Consider the following 20,477-nt stretch of genomic DNA (forward strand, 5'->3'; position numbering starts at 1 on the left):
AATCCGTCACGCCAGCTGCGGAACATTGGTCAGTCCGCCGGCCAGTGGCGAGCGAATCTCGGGAAAACGCTAAGTATTTGTTTTTTCTGGTCGGAGTGGCAGGATTTGAACCTGCGACCCCATCGTCCCGAACGAGCGTGTCGGCCAGCAAAAGCCCGGATTTCCGGCATTCCTCATCACGGCCGGCGGCTCCTGTTCACCTTTGTTTCCGGCTTATCTGTGGGGATGTGAGGAGTGACGGGAGCGTTCGCCTTCTGTGCCCCGGGCATTCGGACGACGTTTTTCGGTAGATTTCGCGAGCGCGCCTTGGAGACGATCGCTTCGGCGGCATCCGCCTGGAAGTCGGGGTGATGGTGGCTATAGGTCTGGATCAGCATCTCGACGGTCATGCCGAGGAAGCCGGCGGCCGCCCAAGGGTCCGAGCCTTGCTGCATCAGCCGGGGTCGCGGCCGTGTGGCGGAAGATGTGCGGGGTGACGCCGGATCGACGCCATCGACCAGCACGCGCCCAGCCGCGGCAGGCCAGCTCGCTTCGACACACCATACGTCAGAGGGGCATTCTTGTGGATGTTCATTCGGACCGTCCGGTGAGTGCTGAAGCTTGGTAACTCCAGTCTCCTCGGTTCGGTCCGAATGGACAACCTACAGAAAGCTCACAACTAGAGCCTGTTCCATCCCTGCATCGGGATGGAACTCCATCTCTTTTATTTGAGCATGATCTCCTCCGAAGACCGGGCTCCCGCTTTTTGCTACCCTGACCTACGGTTCGGGATCATGGCTTTGAGGTGTTGCTTATCCAGTCCTTGTTTGGCCACGGCGAACCCTCGCGGGATGTTGTTTCCCCGTGTAGGTCCTTCAGGTCACAAAGAATGCGCCTGCCGTAAGCGACAGAGCTGGAGAAAGGGTGGCGAACTGTGTTTGAGCTGCGCCGCCGATCCCGTCGCTGTCGAACGAGAGCGCCCCAGTCGAACTGTTGTAGATGATGTGGTCAGAGCTATCATGCGCGGCCTTGCCGGTAAAGAAAGCGTCCGATGAAAGCCCTCCCAACTTAAGCCCGGCAAAAATCGCGTCGTCGAGGTGGACTTTGTCCTGGGACTTGTTGAAGTCGGTGACCCTATCAATATTGCCGGCTCCAAGAGCGGTTTTGAAAACGAACGCATCGTTGCCGCCAAAGCCGCTCAACTTATCGGCACCGCCGCCGCCGTTGATGACGTTGGCGCCGGCATTGCCCTGGATGGTTTGGGCCAACTCGTTGCCGGTCAGGTTGATTGCCGTGGTGCCGGCGTCCCTCGTGGTGCCAAGGACTTCAACCGACGAGCCGGCTGAGAGCGCATAGCTCACAGAGGCCCACACCCTGTCTTGACCTTGGCCAGAGGCCTCGACCACCTTGTCGCCCGCGTTGTCGACATAGTATTCGTCGTTGCCGAGGTAGCCTGTCATCGTGTCGGCACCAGTTCCCTGAAGTACATCGGCGCCGCTGGTGCCGTACAAGGTGCCATCGCCGGTGCCGCCGGAAGGAGGGACAGTCCCAGACCCAGTCTCGGTCCCAGTCCCGGTCCCAGTCCCAGTCTCGGTCGAGCCAGTGGTCGGGGGAGTGACGTTCGCGCCCGTTACAGTGTCGCCGCTACCTGCCTTTTGATAGAGCTGCACCTCGTCGATCTGCATCTGCATCGACGAAGGGGTCGAGCTATCGAGAGTCGTATGCCATCCGGCCGCGTTCGAATTCGCGACCCCATTATTCATGATCAATTCCATCGGTTCATCCGGGATCGGGGCCTGTGCGCTGGTCACTTGCGCCATCTGGTGCCCATCGAGATACCAGGTGATCGATTCACCGGGCACCCAGTTGATCCCATACGTGTGGAAGCCGGCCGTGAGGTCGGTGCCGGTATCGATGCTGTTGCCGACCCACCCTGACGGCGAGTGGAGGTGCCAGGAGAACATCTGGTCTGCCGGCCCCGAACCGGTAAATCCACCCTCCTGTATATCGATCTCGAAATTGTCGCCGCTGCTGCCGGCGCCTTCGCCGGGCAACATCCAGAGGGCCGGCCATGCGCCATCGCCGCTCGGCGCCTTCATGCTGATCTGAAGATAGCCGCCATTGAATTCGAAGTTGCCGTAGCTGCTGACCGCGCCGGACGTGACCGGGTATGTCTGTGTCGTCCCCTGATTTATGCCGCTGATGGGCTGCTTGATCGCCGTGAGATCCAACTGCCCGTTGGTCACGGACACTTGGCTCGGCACATCGTAGTCGGCATAATACTGCGAGCCTGCGTTGCTTCCTCCTGATCCATTGCTATTCCATGGCCAGCCGTTGGCGGCATTGCTGGTGATGTAGGTATTCCAGTCGCTGTCGAGCGCCGTACCGGAGAAGGTTTCCTCGAAGACGAGATCGCTAGAGGCAAAGCCTGCGGGTGCGGAAAGAGTCATTCAGTGATCCTCTGTGGCGTTGAAAACAGCCGCGCATCGCCAAGGCGCACGACATATCGCATGCTCGCAGTTCGGCACCGCGAACGGATTTCAAAGTAGCGGAGATTTGGAAGTCCTCGCCCAGACATTATTGTCGAGCGAACTTAACGTTGAACTCGCCATAGAAGGTGAGTTTTGTCGACGGGAATGCTCATCAGGCCCTCGTCCTCGAAACCATAAACGGTGTCGCTGCAGACGGGCGCAAGGGGGTCAACGGATCGAGCCGTAGCCGGACAAAAGTCGAGCGCAGCTGTTCCGGCAGAAGTATCGCCGGGCTTGCATTTTAGTATAATCACAGTAGAATCCTTAGTCGTGCCTGTTTTTTGTTTTCATTACGCCCACACCCCTAAGTCAAGCGCTGGTATTTCCGCTTTCTGGCTTACTCACGCACCGTCTTGTATCTACGTGAGTTGATCACTCGAGGACGATGTACGTAACCCAACCTGCCATATGCGGCGAGAATGAGGCTGGGCGAAAACTTATTAACACCTTCTAATGTAGGGGTGTGTCGAACGGCCGCACCGAAACAGCCTTCCGGACGTCCTACGAAAAACCGTGTCCGTCGGCTGAAATGTTGCGCTGGTTTGGGCGCCAGTGGTTCGAGCGGGTCGTTCGCATATGAGATCGTCGAGAAGGACGGCCGGGATGTCTTGCGATGCTGCGTGGCGGACGAGCCGTCGGAGCTATGGCTGGAGCTGCCGATCCCGATGTTCGACCGTGCCGTTTGCGCGGCAGATGCGCTTGGCCGAGGTCCGCCGTTGCGGCGTTGACTACGCTCCAGTCTCTACACGTGTTGCTGAGCGACGTCGCCGGCGGCACGGGGCGGCGATGTCCCGCATCATCCGCTTTCAATGATCGAAGATGGAACCTGGCACCGTTATCGAGCGCAGCCCAATGCAGGCTAGATTGACGCACCCAGAATTGGCCGTTTTCGTTCAGGACGCACAGCGATAATGCGGCATCGCTTGTCCCTGATCGGCGACAACATTCTACCGGCAGCGTCGCTGTGGAGTGAAGAGTTTGGTTCTTTCTTATGAGCTACCTCAGATGGGCCGCGTGCTTGAGGGTGCCTCCCCCGGAAGCTTCGCAGCCGGCGGCTTGACTGGATCGAGGGTGTCGTTACATTTGTTTTGTTTTTATCCGGTTGCGCCCACTTTCTGAGGTGCGCGGTCCCTAACGTGCAGCCCGGGCAAGGGAGGAACTCTAGAACTCTGGAGCGACCTCAATGCCGTCCTAAGATCCGTTCATTCTCAAAATGTGAAATTCGATCAACTGGAGCGACTTAGGATTCCCCTTCTGGAACTGGCATTGGGGCCATGCAGAGATTTCGATCGCTGGTTGTTTTCATTCAAAGCAACAAAGCTATTGTTAGGTCGAAGTATTCGAAGAGGCAACTCAAGCGCACTGATGTGGGCAGAGATGATTTCAAGTAACGATCTCTATACCGGAAAAGACTATGCTGCTGCCAATCCGACTTGGCATGACGAAGATGGCGGTGTTAAGGCCGCGAACATCGCCAAGATCGTGCGCGCCAACAAAATCAGTTGCCAGAAAATCGTCGACACAGGTTGCGGGACGGGAGGCGTTCTGAATGCCCTTCTTCAACACGATATCTTCCGTGACTCAGTGGCTACCGGCTACGACATCGCTCCCTATGCTATAAATTTGGCGAAGCAGCGAGAAAGAAAAAACCTAAGATTTCACTGCGGCGACTTCCTGCAAACCAACGAAAATTACGATCTTCTTTTGTGCATCGATGTTTTCGAGCACATAGATGACTATATGGGCTTTCTTCGGAGGCTCAGAGGACGTTCAAAATACTATGCGTTTCATATTCCTCTCGATATCAGTATTGTCGGCCTTCTGCGCGGTCAGCACCTTAAGCAACGCAAGGAGGTCGGTCACCTGCATTACTTTGATCAGGCAACAGCTCTAGCGACTCTGCGCGACACAGGCTTTAAGATTATTGACGCACAGTACACTAGGACGGAAGATATCCTGCTGATCCATCCCGAATGGCGAACCACGACAGCCATCCTCGGTAACGCCGCACGGCGCATTGTCCGGACTATTGCCGGAGAGGATCTGTCGGTGCGCTTACTCGGCGGCGCCTCACTGATGGTCCTCACTAGCTGAGGTGGTGTTAGGCGTCAGAACAACCGACTCCAAGTGGTGGCAGCAAGGGAGATGGCGAGACTCGAGGGCGAGACGCTGCAGTATCGTATTTTGCTCGACGCCGGCGATCTTCAGCAATGTCGGGTGTTCCCGAGATCGGGTCGGCTTGCTCCTTGCGATCGCGCCGACCGCATGAATTCGCTATTCGCGGAACCTCGCCACGGTGCTTGCGCAGATGCCCATACGACCTCTTGCGCTGATACTTCAGCATGAAGCGACGTGGCAATTTGTAGTCTCGGCTGGTACTCAAACTCGTCCAGCGCGAACTGACCTTTTGTGTGCGTGGAGGCTCACGAAGGCAAAGTTGACAGTGGTCCCCGGAAAACGTCAAACTGCTACGGTCACCCGCAAGGCCGGGCGGATCTCGCATACTTTCAACGTTGATCGCCGTCCAGCGAGAAGCTCCGAAACTCGATTCCGAGTTGCTTGAGCCGCTCTACACCGGGAACCTCTGCCGCCGGGTGCACGAGCCCAAGGATGGAGTCGGATCGGAAGGGGAGGGGGACACGCAGGGCCTCAGCTGCCTTGAGGACGCCACTGACAAGCTGCCAGGGCACTGGGACGGCGCGCAGTGTTCTGCCTTGTGACGCGGCGATCTCTTTCATGAGCCGTCGGAACGGCACCGGTTCGGGGTTGGCCAGCCCTACCGGTTCCGGCAGGGGCATGTCCGACTCGGCAATACGCACCATGGCGGCTGCCAGGTCCGCCTCATGCACAGTGAACTGATGGGAGCGCGCCCCGATGAGAGGTGTGACCGGCAGGTTGGTGAGCTTGCGGAGCGCGCCCGCCATCCCGCCCCAACCGGGGCCGTACACCAGTCCGAGGCGGGTGGAGACACCTCCCAGACTGCTGCCGGTGCGCTCGCAGGCCAGCTTCGCCTGGCCGTACAACTGTCGGGTTCCCTTATAGGCGGACATCGAGGAGATAAAAATAACCCGGCGAACCCCTGCGTCGGCGGCATTGCGGAGGAGCTGCTGCGAGCCGGACACATTGACACCCCACACATCGCCGGCGCTGACGAGAGTCAGGTCCCATGCACCGTGGATGAGCACATCTAGGTCGCTGAATGCGGCCCCCGATGGCGGGCGCTTGATCTCGTATGGGCGCCACTCGGCGATGCCGACCATTGCGGCAGCAGATTCGGAGGTCACCCGGTTCGAACGGGCGAACGCGATGACCTCATGCCCTTCTTCGGCGAAGGCGGCACGCAGGATAGTCCCGACATATCCGTTGGCTCCGGTGATACCGACCCGCATTAAACCCTCACCCCGTCAGCTCCATCGCTTCGCAGGCGATGCGATGAGAATTGGCCATCACAGTCAGGGTAAAGGTAGTAGCTGGAACATTTGGGAAAACCGACCCGTCGATAAGATGGATCCGGTCCCAGCGCGCCAGCCGCCCGAGGCGGTCTGTCGTCGCCCTCCCAGTATTCCGCTCACTGGCGTGGGGAAAGCTGCCGCCAAAGTGGTAGCTCTTGGCCCCGCCCGACCACAACATCTGCGGTGTGACTGGCCACAAATCAAGGTAAGGTGCCGCCCTGCGGATCCGCTTTATTACGTCAGGCAGCATCGGAGGCACGTCTTTGCCCTTGACCTTGGCCTCGCTGAAGCCCTCCGAAGTGAGGGTGATCTGGGGTAGCTCATCAGGAGCTGCGGACATCTGGGCGGTGACCCGGACCTTGGGTGATGCCCAGGACGGCAAGTAGCCCAGGCCTACCGTCAACCGGCTCAGGAGCCGATCCGTCGCGAAGGCGGCGGCGGGATGTTGGAGGAAGCCGGGCAGCGCATCGTAGTATGCCTGGTTGAACGGATAGAAGTGAATTTGTGAGACATCGAAGCCCTCGTCGTCCTCGCCGATGACCATGTTGAACTGGTTGAGTGTGAACTCGCGCCTTGTACGTGGGTCGGGGGTCGGCTTCATGGACATCATTGGAAGAACGAACTGAGCCGATTCCGAAAGATGTACCGGCTGGTCCGATCCGAGCGAGCCCAGGATCAGCCGGGTGGTCCCGATTGGCCCGCAGCCCACGAAGACCCGGTCGGCTGTGAATCGCTGGATCCGGCCGCTGGACAGCTCCCGGGCGTGTACGACGGCCGTGTCGCCCTCCTGGTCGACTCGCACCGCGAGCAGCCCGCTGCGGTAGTCGATCCTCCCGCTGCGCCTGAAGCGATCGAAGCTGTGCGAGGCCGAAAAGATCAGCGACTGCGGGCACCCAGTCATGCATAGGCCGCAGGGCTGGCATTCGGGCGCTGAGAAGGCGAGCCGGGCGCGGCCTATGGTTATTCCCGTGGAGCGCACACGATCGCGGTGCCGGTCGTAATTGGCCAGGACCATCTGCGTCCGCGGTGCCAGGGGCGGAAGCGGGTCCGGGGATCCGATGAGCGGGAACCACTCCTCGAGATCGTCGGACTCTCCAGCGAAAGGAATGTGACCCAGGATCGTCCTGTAGTGCTCTTCCATGTCCGAGAAGTCGAACGGCCATCTTCTGAACGTGGCGGCGCTGAAGGGCATGATCTGGGCCCCCCAGACATTGCTAAACCCCCCGTAGGCGCTTGAGATGACAGCTGAGTTGACTCTACCCTCGCAGTGCACGCCGTCGAGCTGGCCCTTGTTGACAAACGGGAAATCGGATCCGTAGCTTCTTTTTTCTGGCAGCGAATCGGACTGGACCTGCTTGGGTTGCAGGCTGACCCGGCGGACGTCCTCCTCATCCCAGTCGTCGACACGCAGCTTGGACAGCCTGGAGATTACCTCCTGCGTCTCCGCGTCCAGCACGGTGCCCGGATCGAACACGGTTATCTTCTCGTCTGGCTTCTCGGACAGCGCCAACACGGCGGCGGCTGCAGCTGGACCCGAACCAATGATTATCGAAGACGGCATTTACTTCCCTCGCCCACCGGCTGCGCGGCTGTGTCCAGCATCTGCTTGGTTGCCTGTTGGCCCTGCCGGCGCAATCGCCGCGCCAACTCGATCCGGCCGGCGACGTGGCCTGCCGCGGCCAGCCCCACGCCAGCGATTATCGCCGCGGACCGGGCCAGCCCGTGGGCGTCACCCTTGGCCGCTTGCGAAATCCCCCGCGGTACGCCCTTGGTCAGCGCGTACCAGACGAAGCGGGCCTCTGCACCCAGTGTGGCGGCGTCGCCCATCTGGGCAAAGGCCTCGACCTTCCCCTTGTTGACGAAGAAGCAGCGGCGCCAGAAGTACTTCCAAGTCGGCCGTGAGGCGGGTACAAAGTGGCGGACGGTCGCCGCCGGTTCGTAGATGACCGCCTCACTGCCCTTGATATGCGCCACGCGGTGGCACATGTCCATGTCGTCGTGATTGTCGGAGTGGAACCCTCCCACCTGCTCGAGGAGGGTCCGCCGCACCGACATGTTGGCTCCTATGAGGTGAGCCAAAGGGCCTCGGCTGGTCGGAAGGCCGTCATAAGCGCATCCGAACACCCAGTCGAACTGCACAGGGAACCAGGCCGGGCGGCCAGCCTTGAAAACCGGTATGGGACGACCGCCGACGGCCCCGATGCGCTCATCCTGATACGGGTCGGTGAGAATCCCGAGCCAGTCCTTGTCGGCCGCTGCATCGTCATCCAAGAACGCCAGAATGTCTCCGGCAGCTATCTCGGCTGCCGTGTTTCGGGCCGACCCCAGGTGCCCGTCGTACTTGTTCTGGATCACCCGTATCGGAGGGGTGGATGCGGCGAAGTGAGCCCAGTACGCGGCACAACGGTGGAACAGGGTCTCATTATGGTCGATGCAAACGATGATCTCACAGGGTTGCAAGGTCTGCTCCTGAACCGAGGCCACCGACTGAAGCATCAGCTCCCATCTGTCCTCGGTGTAGGCACAGATAATCACCGAGATCGTGGGGGGGCGCGGGACCTGCTGGCGTTCGCTGGTGACGCCATCCTCGGTCTGCCCGGTTTTCGATCCAGGCTGACCGGTTGTGGCAACGGCAACGTCATTACCGCGGCGGGCGAGACCGATACTTAGGTTCCGGACGTGGCCCCGCTGGCCAACGCCAATCGGCGTACAGGATTGCGCAAGCATCAGAATACGCATCTAGGAATTCTCCCGACTTGAGCTGCCAATGTCTGCCCCCAAGCTCTTCGATAGACGGTGCGATGGTCTTGGTTTTTGAAAAGCCAGACTTCCACGCGCTGGATTCGGCTTACCCGGAAGCCGGTTCTCAGCATAAAGAAACCACGAGGGCCGAGGTTTGCGCCACAGAGGCTCGAGGCGGCCGCCGACGCCAAGCACGCGCGGGTCGGCGTAGGGCATCAGCAACTCGTCCAGCCAGCGCTCATCGGCGATCGCATCGTCATCGAGAAACGCCATGACCGGCGCGGACGCCAATCCGGCTCCCGTCGTGCGACCGCCGCACAGTCCACGCACGTTGGTATTAGGTGTGACGACGACACCCTCGATCCCGCGCCGGGCGCGCTCCAAGAGCGCCTCATCGTTGTCGACGACGAGGATGATCTCGCGGGCCGGGCAGGTCTGGCGGCGCACCGACGCGATGGCCGCGTTCAAATCGTCCCAGCGATCGAGTGTGTCGGCGCAGATCACGACGGAGGCTTCGGTCATGGCAACTGCCGGCTGGTTTCTGAGGCCGGGCTGGTTTCGCGTGTCTGCGTCGCCCGAGCCGTGGCGGCTTTGAGGATGCTCCAGAGCGGACCTCCGTCGTTGTGAATATCGAACTTGTCATATTCGTCGACGGGATAGCGTCCGCTGTCCTGCCGCGACACCAGCCGCCACACCATCCAGCCGGCGCAGTTGCGCTCGCGCGTCAGCGTGTCGAGCCACATCGCGTAAGCCTGGGCAAAGTTCTGATTGGAGCGGGCATAGCCGAACTCCTCCAGAAGCACCGGCTTTCCGGCGCGAACTGCCAACCGGCAGAACTCGGTGATCAAGCTGTCGAACTGCTGGACGGTGAGCTTGTAGTAGAGCGGGTAGCCGTGCCAGGTCCCGAAATCGAGAGTCGGGATCGTCAGATCCGATAGCTTCGACTCGACGTTAGCGTGCCCTGAGGTGACGAGATGGTTGGGATCGAGCGACTTCACGTAGGCCGTCATTTCGGTGGTCCAAGCCAATCGTAAGGCCTCCGGCTGCGCATTGCCTTCGTTCATTAGCTCCCAGGCCATGATGGTCGGATCATCCCGGTAGGCGAGCCCGGTGAGCGGGTTGACTCGCTGCACGACGTGGCTGACCCAGGTCCTGTAGTCGCGCTTCGTGCGCGGATCCTGGAAGAAAAACTCCGACTTCTCTTTGCTGAGGTCGGTGTTGTACTGGCTCTGCACGCCTGGGGCGTCCCGGCTCCCATACCAGGCCCGCATCTGCTGGGCGCCGCCTGTGAAGGCCCAGAAATCCAGGACGGCGATGATCAGCCTCAGGCGTCGCTTGCCGGCCTCGGCGATGAGGAAATCAACCTTCTGCATGCCGTCGGCGCCGTCATTGACCGCCATCCTGTTTTGGCTCGGGTCCCAGTAGAGCAGGTACGTGCCCTTGACCGCGAGATTGCTGGCTTCGCCTTCAAGCCGCCAATCCCAGATCGTAGGCTTGCTTCCGTCGAGCGACCCGATCACCGGCTGGAGGAAGGTGCGGACCACATTGGCGCCCATCGCCACCGCGTCATCGAGAACGCGGGTGACCTCATCCGGCGACCCGTAGGTCAGATAGTGGTTGTTTACGCCGGTCACGAAGAACGGCCTGCCGTCCAAGGTGAAGTTCGTTCCGGAAGTCTTGATGAAGGACGTTGCCGACGGATCATCCGCGGCGCTCACGACTGCCGGAACGGACAGCAACGCGCACACCAGCACCCGCAGTCCGGCGTTGCGCAGCCTATTTTTCACTCGTTGCCAGCCGACAATCACCCGGGCATGTGGCTCTCGCCGGGCGCCGAGTGCAACAGCCCCGAAGGATTACCTCCTCTGACCTCGCACAGCCCGGGCGTCGTTCGGGCATAGTGGTGCTTGGCCGATTCCGGTCGCTCGAGTATAGACCCGTGCTGTCAGACATCGCTCCCAACCAAGAGTTCGGCTCCTCGTATTGGCGAGTCCCCGCGGTAGTAATAGGTCGGAAGTATTCTCGCGCTGTGGCACGCGCCATCGCTTTCCATCTACCTCCCTGGCCCGCAGGCCCGCGGCGGAGTCTTGGTAAGGCGGATCGCCGCAGGCGGTTCTCGTCAAGCTGTGAGCCGGCGTCCTTTTGAAATCCGCGGTCAGAACAACAATGCGCATTTGCCTGAGTCTCGATCCATCGCGGCTACTTCGGTGGCACCTCTGGCTGGCAGAAGCGCTTGCTGAAGTGCCCGGCAACGAGGTCTCCTGCGCTTTGGCGGCCGGTCGCCGCCCGCTGCCGTTGACCTGCCGTCTGCTGCTCGAACTCGAACGACTGGTCTATGGCTTTCGCGGGAACGGCGCCACTGACTCCGTCGAGGCGGCGCTGCGGTCCCTGCCGCCGCCTCCGTCCGACCAAGTGGACGTGGTGATCGATTTGAGCGGAGAGGAGACGCGCCCGGCGGGGCTGCGCGTGCTGACGCCGCTCTTCAACGGCGTACCCGGCGAGATCGGCGTCATGGCGGCCGTGGCGAATGATCAGGACCTTCTCGTCGACCTGCACGACACGGCGCGCCCGTTGCGGCCGTGGATGGCCCGTCCGGCCAGTGTAGACCGTGGAGTGTTCTCAGCGAGTCTCGACAGCGTCCTCTCCTGCGCTGTGCTGCTGATCCTCAAAGTCTTGCGCGAGGAAACCGGTTCAGCTGCGTCCGGTGTCCCCGGTTCACGGACGGCCGTGCCTTCGCTTGGCGCATTTTCGGCCCTTGCAAGGGCGACCGGCACGGTTGCATCGAAGGCGATCGGGCTTTTGGACGTCCTGGCGAGGGGCGGCAGGATGTGGGGGATTGGCTGGCGCTTCGATGAATCGGCGAGCCTGCTCGACAAAGGCGAAGCGACCTTCCGGGTGCTCACCGGAAATGCCGACAGCTATCTTGCCGACCCGTTCCCGTTCCGGCACCAGGGGCAGGATTTCATCTTTGTCGAACAGTACCTCTACTCGAAGAACCGGGGGTGCATTGCGGTCGTGACAGTGAACCGGGACGGGACCGCCGGCGCATCCCGGATCGTCGTGGAGGAACCGCATCACCTCTCGTACCCGTTCCTGTTCGAGCAGGATGGGCAGATCTGGATGATCCCCGAATCGGGGGCGGCCAGGAATGTCAGCCTCTACCGGGCAGTGGAATTCCCTTACCGGTGGACGCGGGAGGCCTGCCTCATGGAAGGCATTGAGGGCTACGATACCACGCCGCTCTGCCATGCGGGCGGCTTTTGGTTTTTCGTCAGCCCAAGGCTGTGGAGGTCCACGTCCTGGGATGCCCTCAGCCTCTACCGTGCCGAGAGCCTGACCGGGTCTTGGATGCCCCATGCCGCCAACCCCGTCCTGCTCGATGCCAGGCTCAGCCGCCCCGCAGGCGCCGTCATCCGACACGGCGGACGCACGCTACGCCCGGTCCAAGACTGCGCGCGCGGTTATGGCGGCGCGGTGACGTTCTGCCAGATCGATGCGCTCGGCGTGTCGGAGTTTGCCCAGACCCCGGTCGGTCGCATTTGGTCCGGAGCGTTGGGGTGTCACACCTACAACCGCCGGTCTGGCCTGGAGGTGATCGACCTGTTCGGGCATATCCGGGGTTTGCGAGAGGTCACGACCTCCTATCGTTTGCTGGTACCCGACGCGCCGGTCTCGGGACCGCGTGGGGTCTCGGGACCGCGTGGGCAGTCCCTCTCTTGGCCGGTCTCGTCCGGCTAGCTACCCGTAGCCAGGCGGTCGAGCGCAAGGTACCCCGCCTGCGAAGGGCCGGGCGCGCTCGACCCTTCTCGGGCACAGAATAAGCTCGGAAATCACGGCCGAGTGAAGGAGCGAGCCCACCTGCACATCGCAGCTTCTGGCCAGTGGCAATGTCAGCGTTGCGCTGGACGTTCATTTCTTCGCCCCGACGGCTCGCTCAGTAGAAATTGTCGCTTGTGAGCTAGTGCCGGCCGCGGGTCGATGGATGTCCTCGCTGGCGTTGAAGGTGGCCCCAGAGGTCTAAACGGGTTTGGCAACGCTGCCAACACAGCTGCTGAAGATGATCGGTGCCGCTGCCGTGCTATCCGCGCTGGTGGTATGGGCTGGAAATACCCTGAAGGGATACCCCAAGAGAGCTAATCATCTATTGTCTTTTCCTAACCATCCATCGTCCTTCCATTTAAGATATGCATCAGTAATGCTCGCATAACAAACTAAGATTAGGGGGCTGCAAGCGTACCGATCTTCATCTCATCTTCATTTTATTATGGCCGGGAGTCCGCATATGGTTGGATCAAGCACATCCGTGGATGTGGCGGTCATTGGATCTGGCCCCCACGGCTTGTCGCTGGCCGCGCATTTGCGTGCGCGCGATGCGGAGCACCGGACGTATCACCCGGCCCATCATCTCGCCCGATACCTATCGGCAGTCCTGGCGCGCTTCCAGCCCGCCCCCTGGGTCCCATCGTACGACCTCAAAGCGCTGCCATGAACGCCCGTCTTTCCAGCATTGTCGCCCCCATCGGTGCCGCATCGCCGCCTGACCCGATCGATTTCGCGCTGCGGCGATCGTTGACTCTGCCTCGAGTCAGCTTCGTCGTCCCGACGCTCAATGAAGCCGAGAACCTCCCTTGGCTTCTGCCGCGCATCCCCAACTGGGCGCATGAGATCATTATCGTGGATGGTCGTTCGACCGACGACACGGTCGCGGTCGCGCGCCGCCTGCGCGAGGACGTGAAGGTTGTCATGGAGCCCCGTCGGGGCAAGGGCGCTGCACTGCAAGCGGGATTCCTGGCCGCCACAGGCGACATCATCGTCATGCTGGACGCCGACGGCTCCATGGTCCCGGAGGAGGCGATCGTCTTTGTAAGTGCGCTGATGGCCGGCGCGGATCTCGTCAAGGGTTCACGTTTTATCCAGGGCGCCGGCACCGACGATATGTCCCTGGTCCGGATGTTCGGCAACAGGGGGCTGACCCTTTTCGTGCGGCTGCTCTATGGCGGTTGGTACTCCGATCTATGCTACGGATACATAGCCTTCTGGACCAAACACGTCGCCACGCTGGACTGCGATTGCGATGGGTTCGAGATCGAGACGCTCATCAACGTGCGGGCCTTGAAGAACCACCTCAATATCGTAGAGGTGGCGAGCTTCGAGGCTCAGCGCATCAGCGGTGTGAGCCATCTGCGCGCCATGCCGGACGGCTGGCGCGTCCTCAAAACCATCCTGCGCGAGAGGATACACCAACAGCGCAGGCGGAGCGCGACAGCCTGTGTTGTCGGTGGACAGACCTGATGCGAATCCTGATGGTTGCCGCCCGCTGCTACCCCCTCATAGGCGGCATCGAAACTCACATCCAGGAAGTCGGCCCCCGCTTGGTAACGCTGGGCCACGCCGTCGACGTGCTCACCACCGATCCCTCGGGGGAGTTGCCGGTTGAGGAGGAGGTGCGCGGCATGCGCGTCCGGCGCGTGCGGGCCTGGCCGAGGGAGCTGGACCTCTATTTTGCGCCCCGCATTTATACCGCGATCCGGCGCGGGACTTGGGATCTGATCCATTTCCAAGGTTACAACACCTTCGTGGCGCCGATCGGACTGTTCGCGGCCGTGCGCGGGGACCTGCCGTTCATCCTGACCTTCCATAGCGGCGGGCATTCCTCCCGGCTGCGCAACACCGTGCGCGGCACGCAGCACGCGCTGCTCCGGCCTCTGGTGGCCCAGGCCGCGCGGCTGATTGGCGTCTCCGAATTCGAAGCCAGCTTCTTCAGCGGGAGGATGGGCGTGCCACGGGAGCGGTTTGTCGTTATCCCGAACGGCGCCGCGATGCCAGCTCCGAGCCCCGGCATCAAGGTCGATCCGCACCTGATCGTCTCGGGCGGCAGGCTGGAGCGCTACAAGGGCCATCACCGGGTGATTGGGGCCTTGCCCGAACTGATCCGCAGGGTGCCAGACGCGCGACTGCACGTCGTCGGTACAGGCCCGTATGAGAGAGAGTTGCGGCGCCTCGTCGCGATGCTAGGCCTCGAGAAGCGGGTCACCATTGCGGGTATCGCCGGATCCGAGCGGCAGAAAATGGCAGACCTTCTGGCGAGGGCTGCGCTGTTCGTGCTGTTCAGCGACTACGAAGCCCATCCGATCGCCGTAATGGAAGCCCTGTCGCTGCGCCGTCCGGTCCTTGTCAGCGACACGTCCGGTCTGCGGGAGCTGGCCGCCAAGGGCCTGTGCCGGGCGATTCCGCCCAACGCCGGTCCGAAAGAGTTGGCCGCCGCCATGGCCGACGAGCTAAAGGCCCATCGGGAGGTCCCGGATTTGGCGCTACCGGACTGGGATGCCTGCGCTCAAGTGCTGAGCGACGTTTATTGTGATGTCCTGAGCAGCCGATCCGTGGTCCGCTTGCCCCCCGGCGGCGTGATGTCGTGGCCTCCTGCGACGGGGGTATGAGGCTGATGATGCCGGCTCATTTCACCGCGGGAACCAGGATCAACCCGCTCCGGGCCGGGATACGATTCGTCTCGGCCGTTATCGGCCCCGACCTTCGCGACGGCGGCGCCGATGCCCCGTCGCAACGCGCCAATTCCGGGTGGATCGCGGTTCTATGCCTGACGATCGCCACGGCTCTACTCCTGGTCGTGGCCGGGCACGCGGCCGGGCGCCGGGGCTATGACGTGGCGCCGCTGCTCTTCTGGTCCGGTGTCGTCCTCCTGGTCGTTCCGACCAGCCTTCGCATCACCTGGCCGATGGTAGCCCGGGGTGAGCGCTTGTTCCTCCTGTTTCTGCTTGCCGAAGCCCTGTTCTACTACAAGACGGTCTATTCCCCGACGAGCTTCATCAATCACGACGAGTTCTTGCACTGGATCGCAGCCGACGATCTTATGACGGCCCGCCGGCTATTTCTGTCCAACCCGCTTTTCCCAATCGGGCCAACGTATCCCGCCCTGGAAATCCTGACGACGGCGATCGTCAATCTGACGGGCTTGCCATTGTTTGCGGCGGGGACTCTATTGTTGGCCGTCCTCAGGGGCACGTTCATCGGTGCCCTGTTTCTGTTCTTCGAAAGCATCACCGGATCGCCGCGCATCTCGGCCATCGCCTGCCTGGCCTATATGGGCTGCTCAACCTTCGTCCTGTTCGAGTCGATGTTCTCCTACGAGAGCCTCGGCATCGTGCTGTGCGTGCTGGCCTTCGCGGTCGAAGCAGCGTCCAAGGATCTCGTCGGGCGACCGAGACTGAAGGCGCTCGGGCTGATTGCCTTGCTGTTGGCGAGCCTCGCGGTCACGCACCACCTCTCGGCCACTTTCACCGCCACCTACTTCGGAGCGCTGGCGGCCCTCGAGGCTTTGCGCCGGCAGGGGCCCTTGCGGATTGGGGCCAGGACCGCCGCGGGCTTCACGGCGCTTCTGGCTATAGCCCTGCCGTCCCTTTGGGTGCAGGCCCGTGGCATCCCTCTCACAGGCTATCTCGGCCCGATGGTCGAATCCGGCTTCGACACATTGCTCGGGAAGATCCTGGGCGCGCCCACTCCACGGTCGGAGTACCCCGGAGCGCCGGACAAGGCCCTCTACATGCGGCTGACCACCTTGCTGGCGATCCTGCTGTTGGCACTCGGCCTGGCAACGGGATTCTTTCGGTCGCTGGCCATGGCAGCGCCGAGTGGTGCGCGGTCGGGTTGGCGTCCGATCCGGGACATTCTCAAACGCCGCTGGCGCGACAGCCGCCTCGTGCTCCTCGCCTTGCTGGCTTTCGGGCTCCCAGTCTCGGTGGCCTTCCGACTGACCATCGCCGGATGGGAAATCGGCAACCGCATGGGAACGTTCGTGTTCATCGCCGTCGGGCTGGTCGTCGCGGTGAGCATCGTCCACTTCTGGCAGGGCCGCACGCCACGCGGGTGGCGCCGCATCGCACCGGCCGTCGCTCTGGCGGTCATCGTCCTGGGCGGCGTCGCGAGCTCTACGATTAATCCGATCCATGGGCGCTACAGGGTGGCGGCAGATCAGGCATCAATCGAGCCCATGGGGATCGAAACGGCACGCTGGGCCAAGGAATGGCTCGGTGCCGGCAACCGCTTCACCTCCGACCGCATCAACCGCCTTCTGCTTGCGAGCTACGGCCGGCAGGACGTGAGGGTCAGGATCATCGAAGGCGTCTATTCCGCGCGCATATTCGAGGCCGAGACATTGGGGCCCGACGAGTTTTGGGCCTTGGCGCGAAGCGACATCGATTTCCTGATGATTGACCTACGCCTGACGACGGCTCCCCCGGTGCTCGGCTTCTACTTCGAGCCGTGGCAACGGCAGGGAACGCCGCTCTCGGGCGCAGAGCTGCTCAAGTTCAATGACATCAAGGGCGTCACCCGCATCTACGACAACGGCTGGATCGTCATCTATGACGTGAGAGGATTGCATGAGAATTTGTAGCAAGCTGGACCTTCTGGCCGCGTGCCTGTGGGCGGGGGCCGCGGTGGCGGCTGTTGCGGTCAGCGACAGCTTGCTCATCCGTACTGCCCTGGGCGCGCCCATGGTGTTCCTCGTCTCGGGCCACACGGTGCTGCGGGCCATTGGCGTGAGGACCGGCTCCGCGTTGCAACACTTCGTCTACGCGGTCGGAGCAAGCCTCGCCGCCGGCATCGCCGGGGGATTTGCCCTGAACGCCGCGGGCTCCCTTACGCCGCTCGGCTGGGCGCTGTGGTTCTGGGCCGTGACGGCCGCCGCGGCACTGGTGGCCGCCGGCCGCCGCGACACTCCCGATCTGCCAGCCTGGCCGGCTCCGGCGCGGGTCCGGCTCTGGCAGGGGGCCGCGTTCATGCTAGCGCTGCTTGTGGCGACCGGAGCCTATGCGCTGGCCGTCCGGGACGAAGCGGCCTACCGGGAATTCAAATACACCGCGTTCTGGTTGTTGCCGTCGGCAAGTGGCGAGTCCGGCCGGATCACCGTCGGCATCAGGAGCGCCGAGACTCAACCTCAGCTGTTCGACCTGGAAATCACCCTCGACGGGCAACCGTTCGCCATCTTCCGATCGCTCACCATCGCGCCGGGCGAGACCTGGGCGCGGGAGATCCCGGTGCCCGTCTTGGCCACCCCGCAGAAGGCAGATGCCCGGCTCTATCGGCCGGAAGACAACCGACTCTATCGCAGCGTTTCGACGCTGGTGCCGCACATCTGAAACGGAGCCCGACCATGCGCATCCTGCTACTGTCGCAGTTCTATCCTCCGGTGATCGGGGGAGAGGAGCGGCATGTCCGCAACCTCGGCGCGGCGTTGGCGCAGCGGGGCCATCACGTGAGCGTCGGCACCTTTATGCATCCCGGATCGCCCGAAACCGAGCTGGACGGCGCGGTCCGCGTGCACCGCCTGCGCGGCACGCTCCAGCGCCTGTCAGACCTCCACAGCGATCCCGAGCGCCGCCACGCACCACCCTTCCCGGATCCCGAACTGGTGCTAGCCCTGAGGCGGCTGGTCGCCCAGGAGAGGCCGGACATCGTCCACGCCCATAACTGGATCTACGCGTCCTTCCTGCCGCTCAAAGTTCTGAGTGGGGCACGCCTCGTGGTCACGCTCCACGATTACGGCCTTGTCTGCGCCAGGAAGAACTTCATGCACTTGGGCACCCATCTCTGCGGTGGCCCAGCACTGGCGAAGTGCCTGCCCTGCGCTGCCGGGCATTACGGGGCCGTGAAGGCAGCCGTGACCACGTTTGGCAACTGGGGGTCGAGCTTCGCCGCCCGGCGTGTGGTGGACCGTTTCATCGCGGTGAGCCACGCGGTGGCGCGTCACAACGGCCTGACCCAAGGCCGCGCCCCCTACGAGGTCATCACCAATTTCGTGCCCGACGATGTCGAGGTGCTTGGCCCGGAAGATCCCTGCCTGCGGGAGCTACCCGGGGATGGATTCATCCTGTTCGTCGGCGATATGATGCGCCTCAAGGGCATTGACGCTCTCCTGCAAGCCTATGCCGACCTCGAGCGCGCGCCTCCGCTGGTCCTGATCGGGCGCCCGCTCGCCGATACACCGACTGAGTTTCCGCCGAACGTCCATGTGTTCACCATGTGGCCTCATTCCGCCGTCATGCACGCATGGCGGCGCTCACTGTTCGGCGTGGCGCCATCGGTTGGGCTGGAACCCTGTGCGACCGTCATCATGGAAGCGATGGCGTCCGGCAAGGCCGTCGTCGCAACCGACGTCGGAGGCATGCCCGATATGATCGATCACGGCGAAACGGGGCTTCTCGTGCCGCCCGGTGATGCGTCAGCCTTGGCCCACGCGATGCAGACACTTCTGGAGGACCGCGCCTTGCTTGCCCGCCTGGAGGCGACAAGCCTCGCCAGGGTTGGGCGCCTCAAGGCCGGAGCGGTCGTGACCCGGATCGAGCAGGTCTACCGGGACGTCCTGCGCCCAACCGCCAGCAGGTCCGCGGTGCCGGCGCACCAAGGTTCGGGAGAGCCATCATGCCGGTAGGCCTCGTCGGGACGGCCACTATTCGCGCCCGACGAGAGCTTCGAAAGAGCGCCGCGCTCGTTCTGAATTCCGGCGCTCTGGCGATCGGAACGATTGCAGCGGCCGGTCTTGGGTTTGTCTATTGGTGGCTCGCCGCCCGGCTGTTTCCGCCGGAGGTGATCGGCAAGGCCTCCGCCCTCCTGTCCGTGATGGGCCTCGTCGGTCTGCTGGGGGAGGCCGGGCTGGGGACCTTGCTGATGGGGGAGATCGTCCGGCATCCCGGCAAGGAGCGCGGCCTCGTGGCCGCAGCAGCGTCCGTCGGGGTGGCGCTGACGGTCGGCCTGGCCTTGTTGTTTGTCTTCGAGGAGGCGCACCTCAATAGCTCGACCGGGCTGATCGGCGGCTGGTTCGTGGGCGCTGCGTTCGTCCTCGGCTGCGGCCTGACTGGTCTCAGCATGGTGGGCGATCAGGCGCTCGTCGGCCACTTGCGGAGCAGCGGCAAGATGATCCGGCAGGTGCTGTTCTCCGTGGTCAAGCTGATGCTGATCGCCGCCCTCGCGGCTGCCGGCTACGCCTCCAATGCCGCGATTCTTCTGTCGTGGGTGGCCGCGCTGCCGGCGTCCTGGATCGGCTTTGATCTCCTGACCCGGGGCGGTGCGCGTCGCCTCGTTGGGCGCCCCGATTTCCGGCTGCTCCATACGCTTCGGCGCAAGGTATTCGGTCACTACGCGCTCGATGTGGCCGCACAGGCCCCGGGCGTCATCATGCCCTACCTTGTGCTGGTTCTCCTGTCGCCGACCACCAATGCCGCCTTCGTGCCGTTGTGGATGCTGGTCTCCATGGCCTCCTTGATTCCCGCAGCCATGGCCACGGTGCTGTTCCCCGTGGTCAGAGCAAGCCCGAAACAATCCAGGCACGATATCCTTTTGTCGCTGACGGCGTCATTGCTCTTCTCACTGGTCTGCGCCGCCTTCATCTTCACCTATTCGCAGGAGATCCTTGCGGTCTTCAATCCCGTCTATCCTGAGATCGCCGGTTCGAGCCTGCGCTTCCTCGGCTTCAGCCTGTTGGGATCAACGCTCAAATTTCATGCCTGTACGCTGGCGCGGTTGCGCGACAGGATGCGCAAGGCATCTCGCTGGTTCGCGCTTGGCGGATTGCTGGAGCTGTGCTTCGTGGTCGCGGGGGCGAAGCTTGATGGACTTCAAGGCCTGGTCCTAGGCTGGACGCTCGCCGTCAGCATCGAGGGTGCATGTGCGGCCCTGATTTTGGCCTTCGCGATGAAACTGGATTCTGCCGCCGGCCCCGCGCACGAACGACCGACCGCGTCGCCGCTCCAGACTTGAG

Annotated in this window: 15 protein-coding genes; 8 read left to right on the top strand and 7 right to left on the bottom strand. The window is 62.6% G+C overall.

What is annotated here, in order from left to right:
- Nucleotides 1-176: 176 nt before the first annotated feature.
- Both CIT25_RS21435 and CIT25_RS21440 read right to left on the bottom strand, forming a co-directional pair.
- Entirely contained in the window at nt 177-503 is a 327-nt protein-coding gene (locus CIT25_RS21435) for a hypothetical protein (protein ID WP_127204106.1), read from the bottom strand.
- Nucleotides 504-854: 351 nt separating this feature from the next.
- Nucleotides 855-2,429 (bottom strand): family 16 glycosylhydrolase, encoded by a 1,575-nt coding sequence (locus tag CIT25_RS21440; protein WP_095486488.1) that lies wholly within the window; start codon nt 2,427-2,429, stop codon nt 855-857.
- A gap of 1,458 nt (nt 2,430-3,887) precedes the next feature.
- Here CIT25_RS21440 and CIT25_RS21450 point away from each other — a divergent pair.
- Nucleotides 3,888-4,604 (top strand): class I SAM-dependent methyltransferase, encoded by a 717-nt coding sequence (locus tag CIT25_RS21450; RefSeq protein WP_245329929.1) that lies wholly within the window; start codon nt 3,888-3,890, stop codon nt 4,602-4,604.
- Between the two features lie 413 nt (nt 4,605-5,017).
- Here CIT25_RS21450 and CIT25_RS21455 read toward each other — a convergent pair whose 3' ends face one another.
- Genes CIT25_RS21455 through CIT25_RS21475 form a run of 5 tightly spaced genes read right to left on the bottom strand, consistent with a single transcriptional unit; the run spans nt 5,018 to nt 10,512 of the window.
- Complete coding sequence (locus CIT25_RS21455; RefSeq protein WP_095486491.1) at nt 5,018-5,899, bottom strand: NAD-dependent epimerase/dehydratase family protein; 882 nt, start codon at nt 5,897-5,899, stop codon at nt 5,018-5,020.
- 7 nt (nt 5,900-5,906) lie between these two features.
- Nucleotides 5,907-7,523, bottom strand: coding sequence for a GMC family oxidoreductase (locus CIT25_RS21460; protein ID WP_095486492.1), 1,617 nt, complete (start codon nt 7,521-7,523; stop codon nt 5,907-5,909).
- The gene (locus tag CIT25_RS21465) at nt 7,508-8,701 is read right to left on the bottom strand and encodes a glycosyltransferase family 2 protein (RefSeq protein ID WP_206072975.1); all 1,194 of its coding nucleotides are present in this window, start codon (nt 8,699-8,701) and stop codon (nt 7,508-7,510) included. The genes CIT25_RS21460 and CIT25_RS21465 overlap by 16 nt, the downstream gene beginning before the upstream one ends.
- Nucleotides 8,702-9,226, bottom strand: coding sequence for a glycosyltransferase family 2 protein (locus CIT25_RS21470; protein WP_095486493.1), 525 nt, complete (start codon nt 9,224-9,226; stop codon nt 8,702-8,704).
- A complete protein-coding gene (locus tag CIT25_RS21475; RefSeq protein WP_245329930.1) occupies nt 9,223-10,512 on the bottom strand; it encodes a glycoside hydrolase 5 family protein in 1,290 nt (429 codons plus the stop codon). The genes CIT25_RS21470 and CIT25_RS21475 overlap by 4 nt, the downstream gene beginning before the upstream one ends.
- Before the next feature lie 358 nt (nt 10,513-10,870).
- Between CIT25_RS21475 and CIT25_RS21480 the strand changes: the two genes are divergently transcribed.
- The 7 genes from CIT25_RS21480 (at nt 10,871) to CIT25_RS21510 (ending at nt 20,476) form a co-directional block, all read left to right on the top strand.
- Nucleotides 10,871-12,442, top strand: a complete 1,572-nt coding sequence (locus CIT25_RS21480) for a glucosamine inositolphosphorylceramide transferase family protein (protein WP_095486495.1) — start codon at nt 10,871-10,873, stop codon at nt 12,440-12,442.
- A 747-nt stretch (nt 12,443-13,189) separates the two neighbouring features.
- Nucleotides 13,190-13,996, top strand: a complete 807-nt coding sequence (locus CIT25_RS21485) for a glycosyltransferase family 2 protein (protein ID WP_095486496.1) — start codon at nt 13,190-13,192, stop codon at nt 13,994-13,996.
- Nucleotides 13,996-15,141 carry a glycosyltransferase family 4 protein gene (locus CIT25_RS21490; protein WP_095486497.1) on the top strand — a complete coding sequence of 382 codons (1,146 nt, stop codon included), beginning with the start codon at nt 13,996-13,998 and terminating at the stop codon, nt 15,139-15,141. The genes CIT25_RS21485 and CIT25_RS21490 overlap by 1 nt, the downstream gene beginning before the upstream one ends.
- A gap of 8 nt (nt 15,142-15,149) precedes the next feature.
- Entirely contained in the window at nt 15,150-17,114 is a 1,965-nt protein-coding gene (locus CIT25_RS21495; RefSeq protein ID WP_158302620.1) for a hypothetical protein, read from the top strand.
- Nucleotides 17,101-17,859, top strand: a complete 759-nt coding sequence (locus CIT25_RS21500; protein WP_126102956.1) for a hypothetical protein — start codon at nt 17,101-17,103, stop codon at nt 17,857-17,859. Before CIT25_RS21495 ends, CIT25_RS21500 begins: the two co-directional genes overlap by 14 nt.
- Nucleotides 17,860-17,873: 14 nt before the next feature.
- On the top strand, nt 17,874-19,151 hold the full coding sequence (locus CIT25_RS21505; protein ID WP_095486500.1) for a glycosyltransferase family 4 protein: 1,278 nt from the start codon (nt 17,874-17,876) through the stop codon (nt 19,149-19,151).
- Complete coding sequence (locus tag CIT25_RS21510) at nt 19,142-20,476, top strand: lipopolysaccharide biosynthesis protein (protein ID WP_095486501.1); 1,335 nt, start codon at nt 19,142-19,144, stop codon at nt 20,474-20,476. Before CIT25_RS21505 ends, CIT25_RS21510 begins: the two co-directional genes overlap by 10 nt.
- Nucleotide 20,477: the final 1 nt, after the last annotated feature.

The sequence above is a fragment of the Mesorhizobium mediterraneum genome (assembly GCF_002284565.1).
In the GTDB taxonomy this organism is placed as follows: Bacteria; Pseudomonadota; Alphaproteobacteria; order Rhizobiales; family Rhizobiaceae; genus Mesorhizobium; species Mesorhizobium mediterraneum.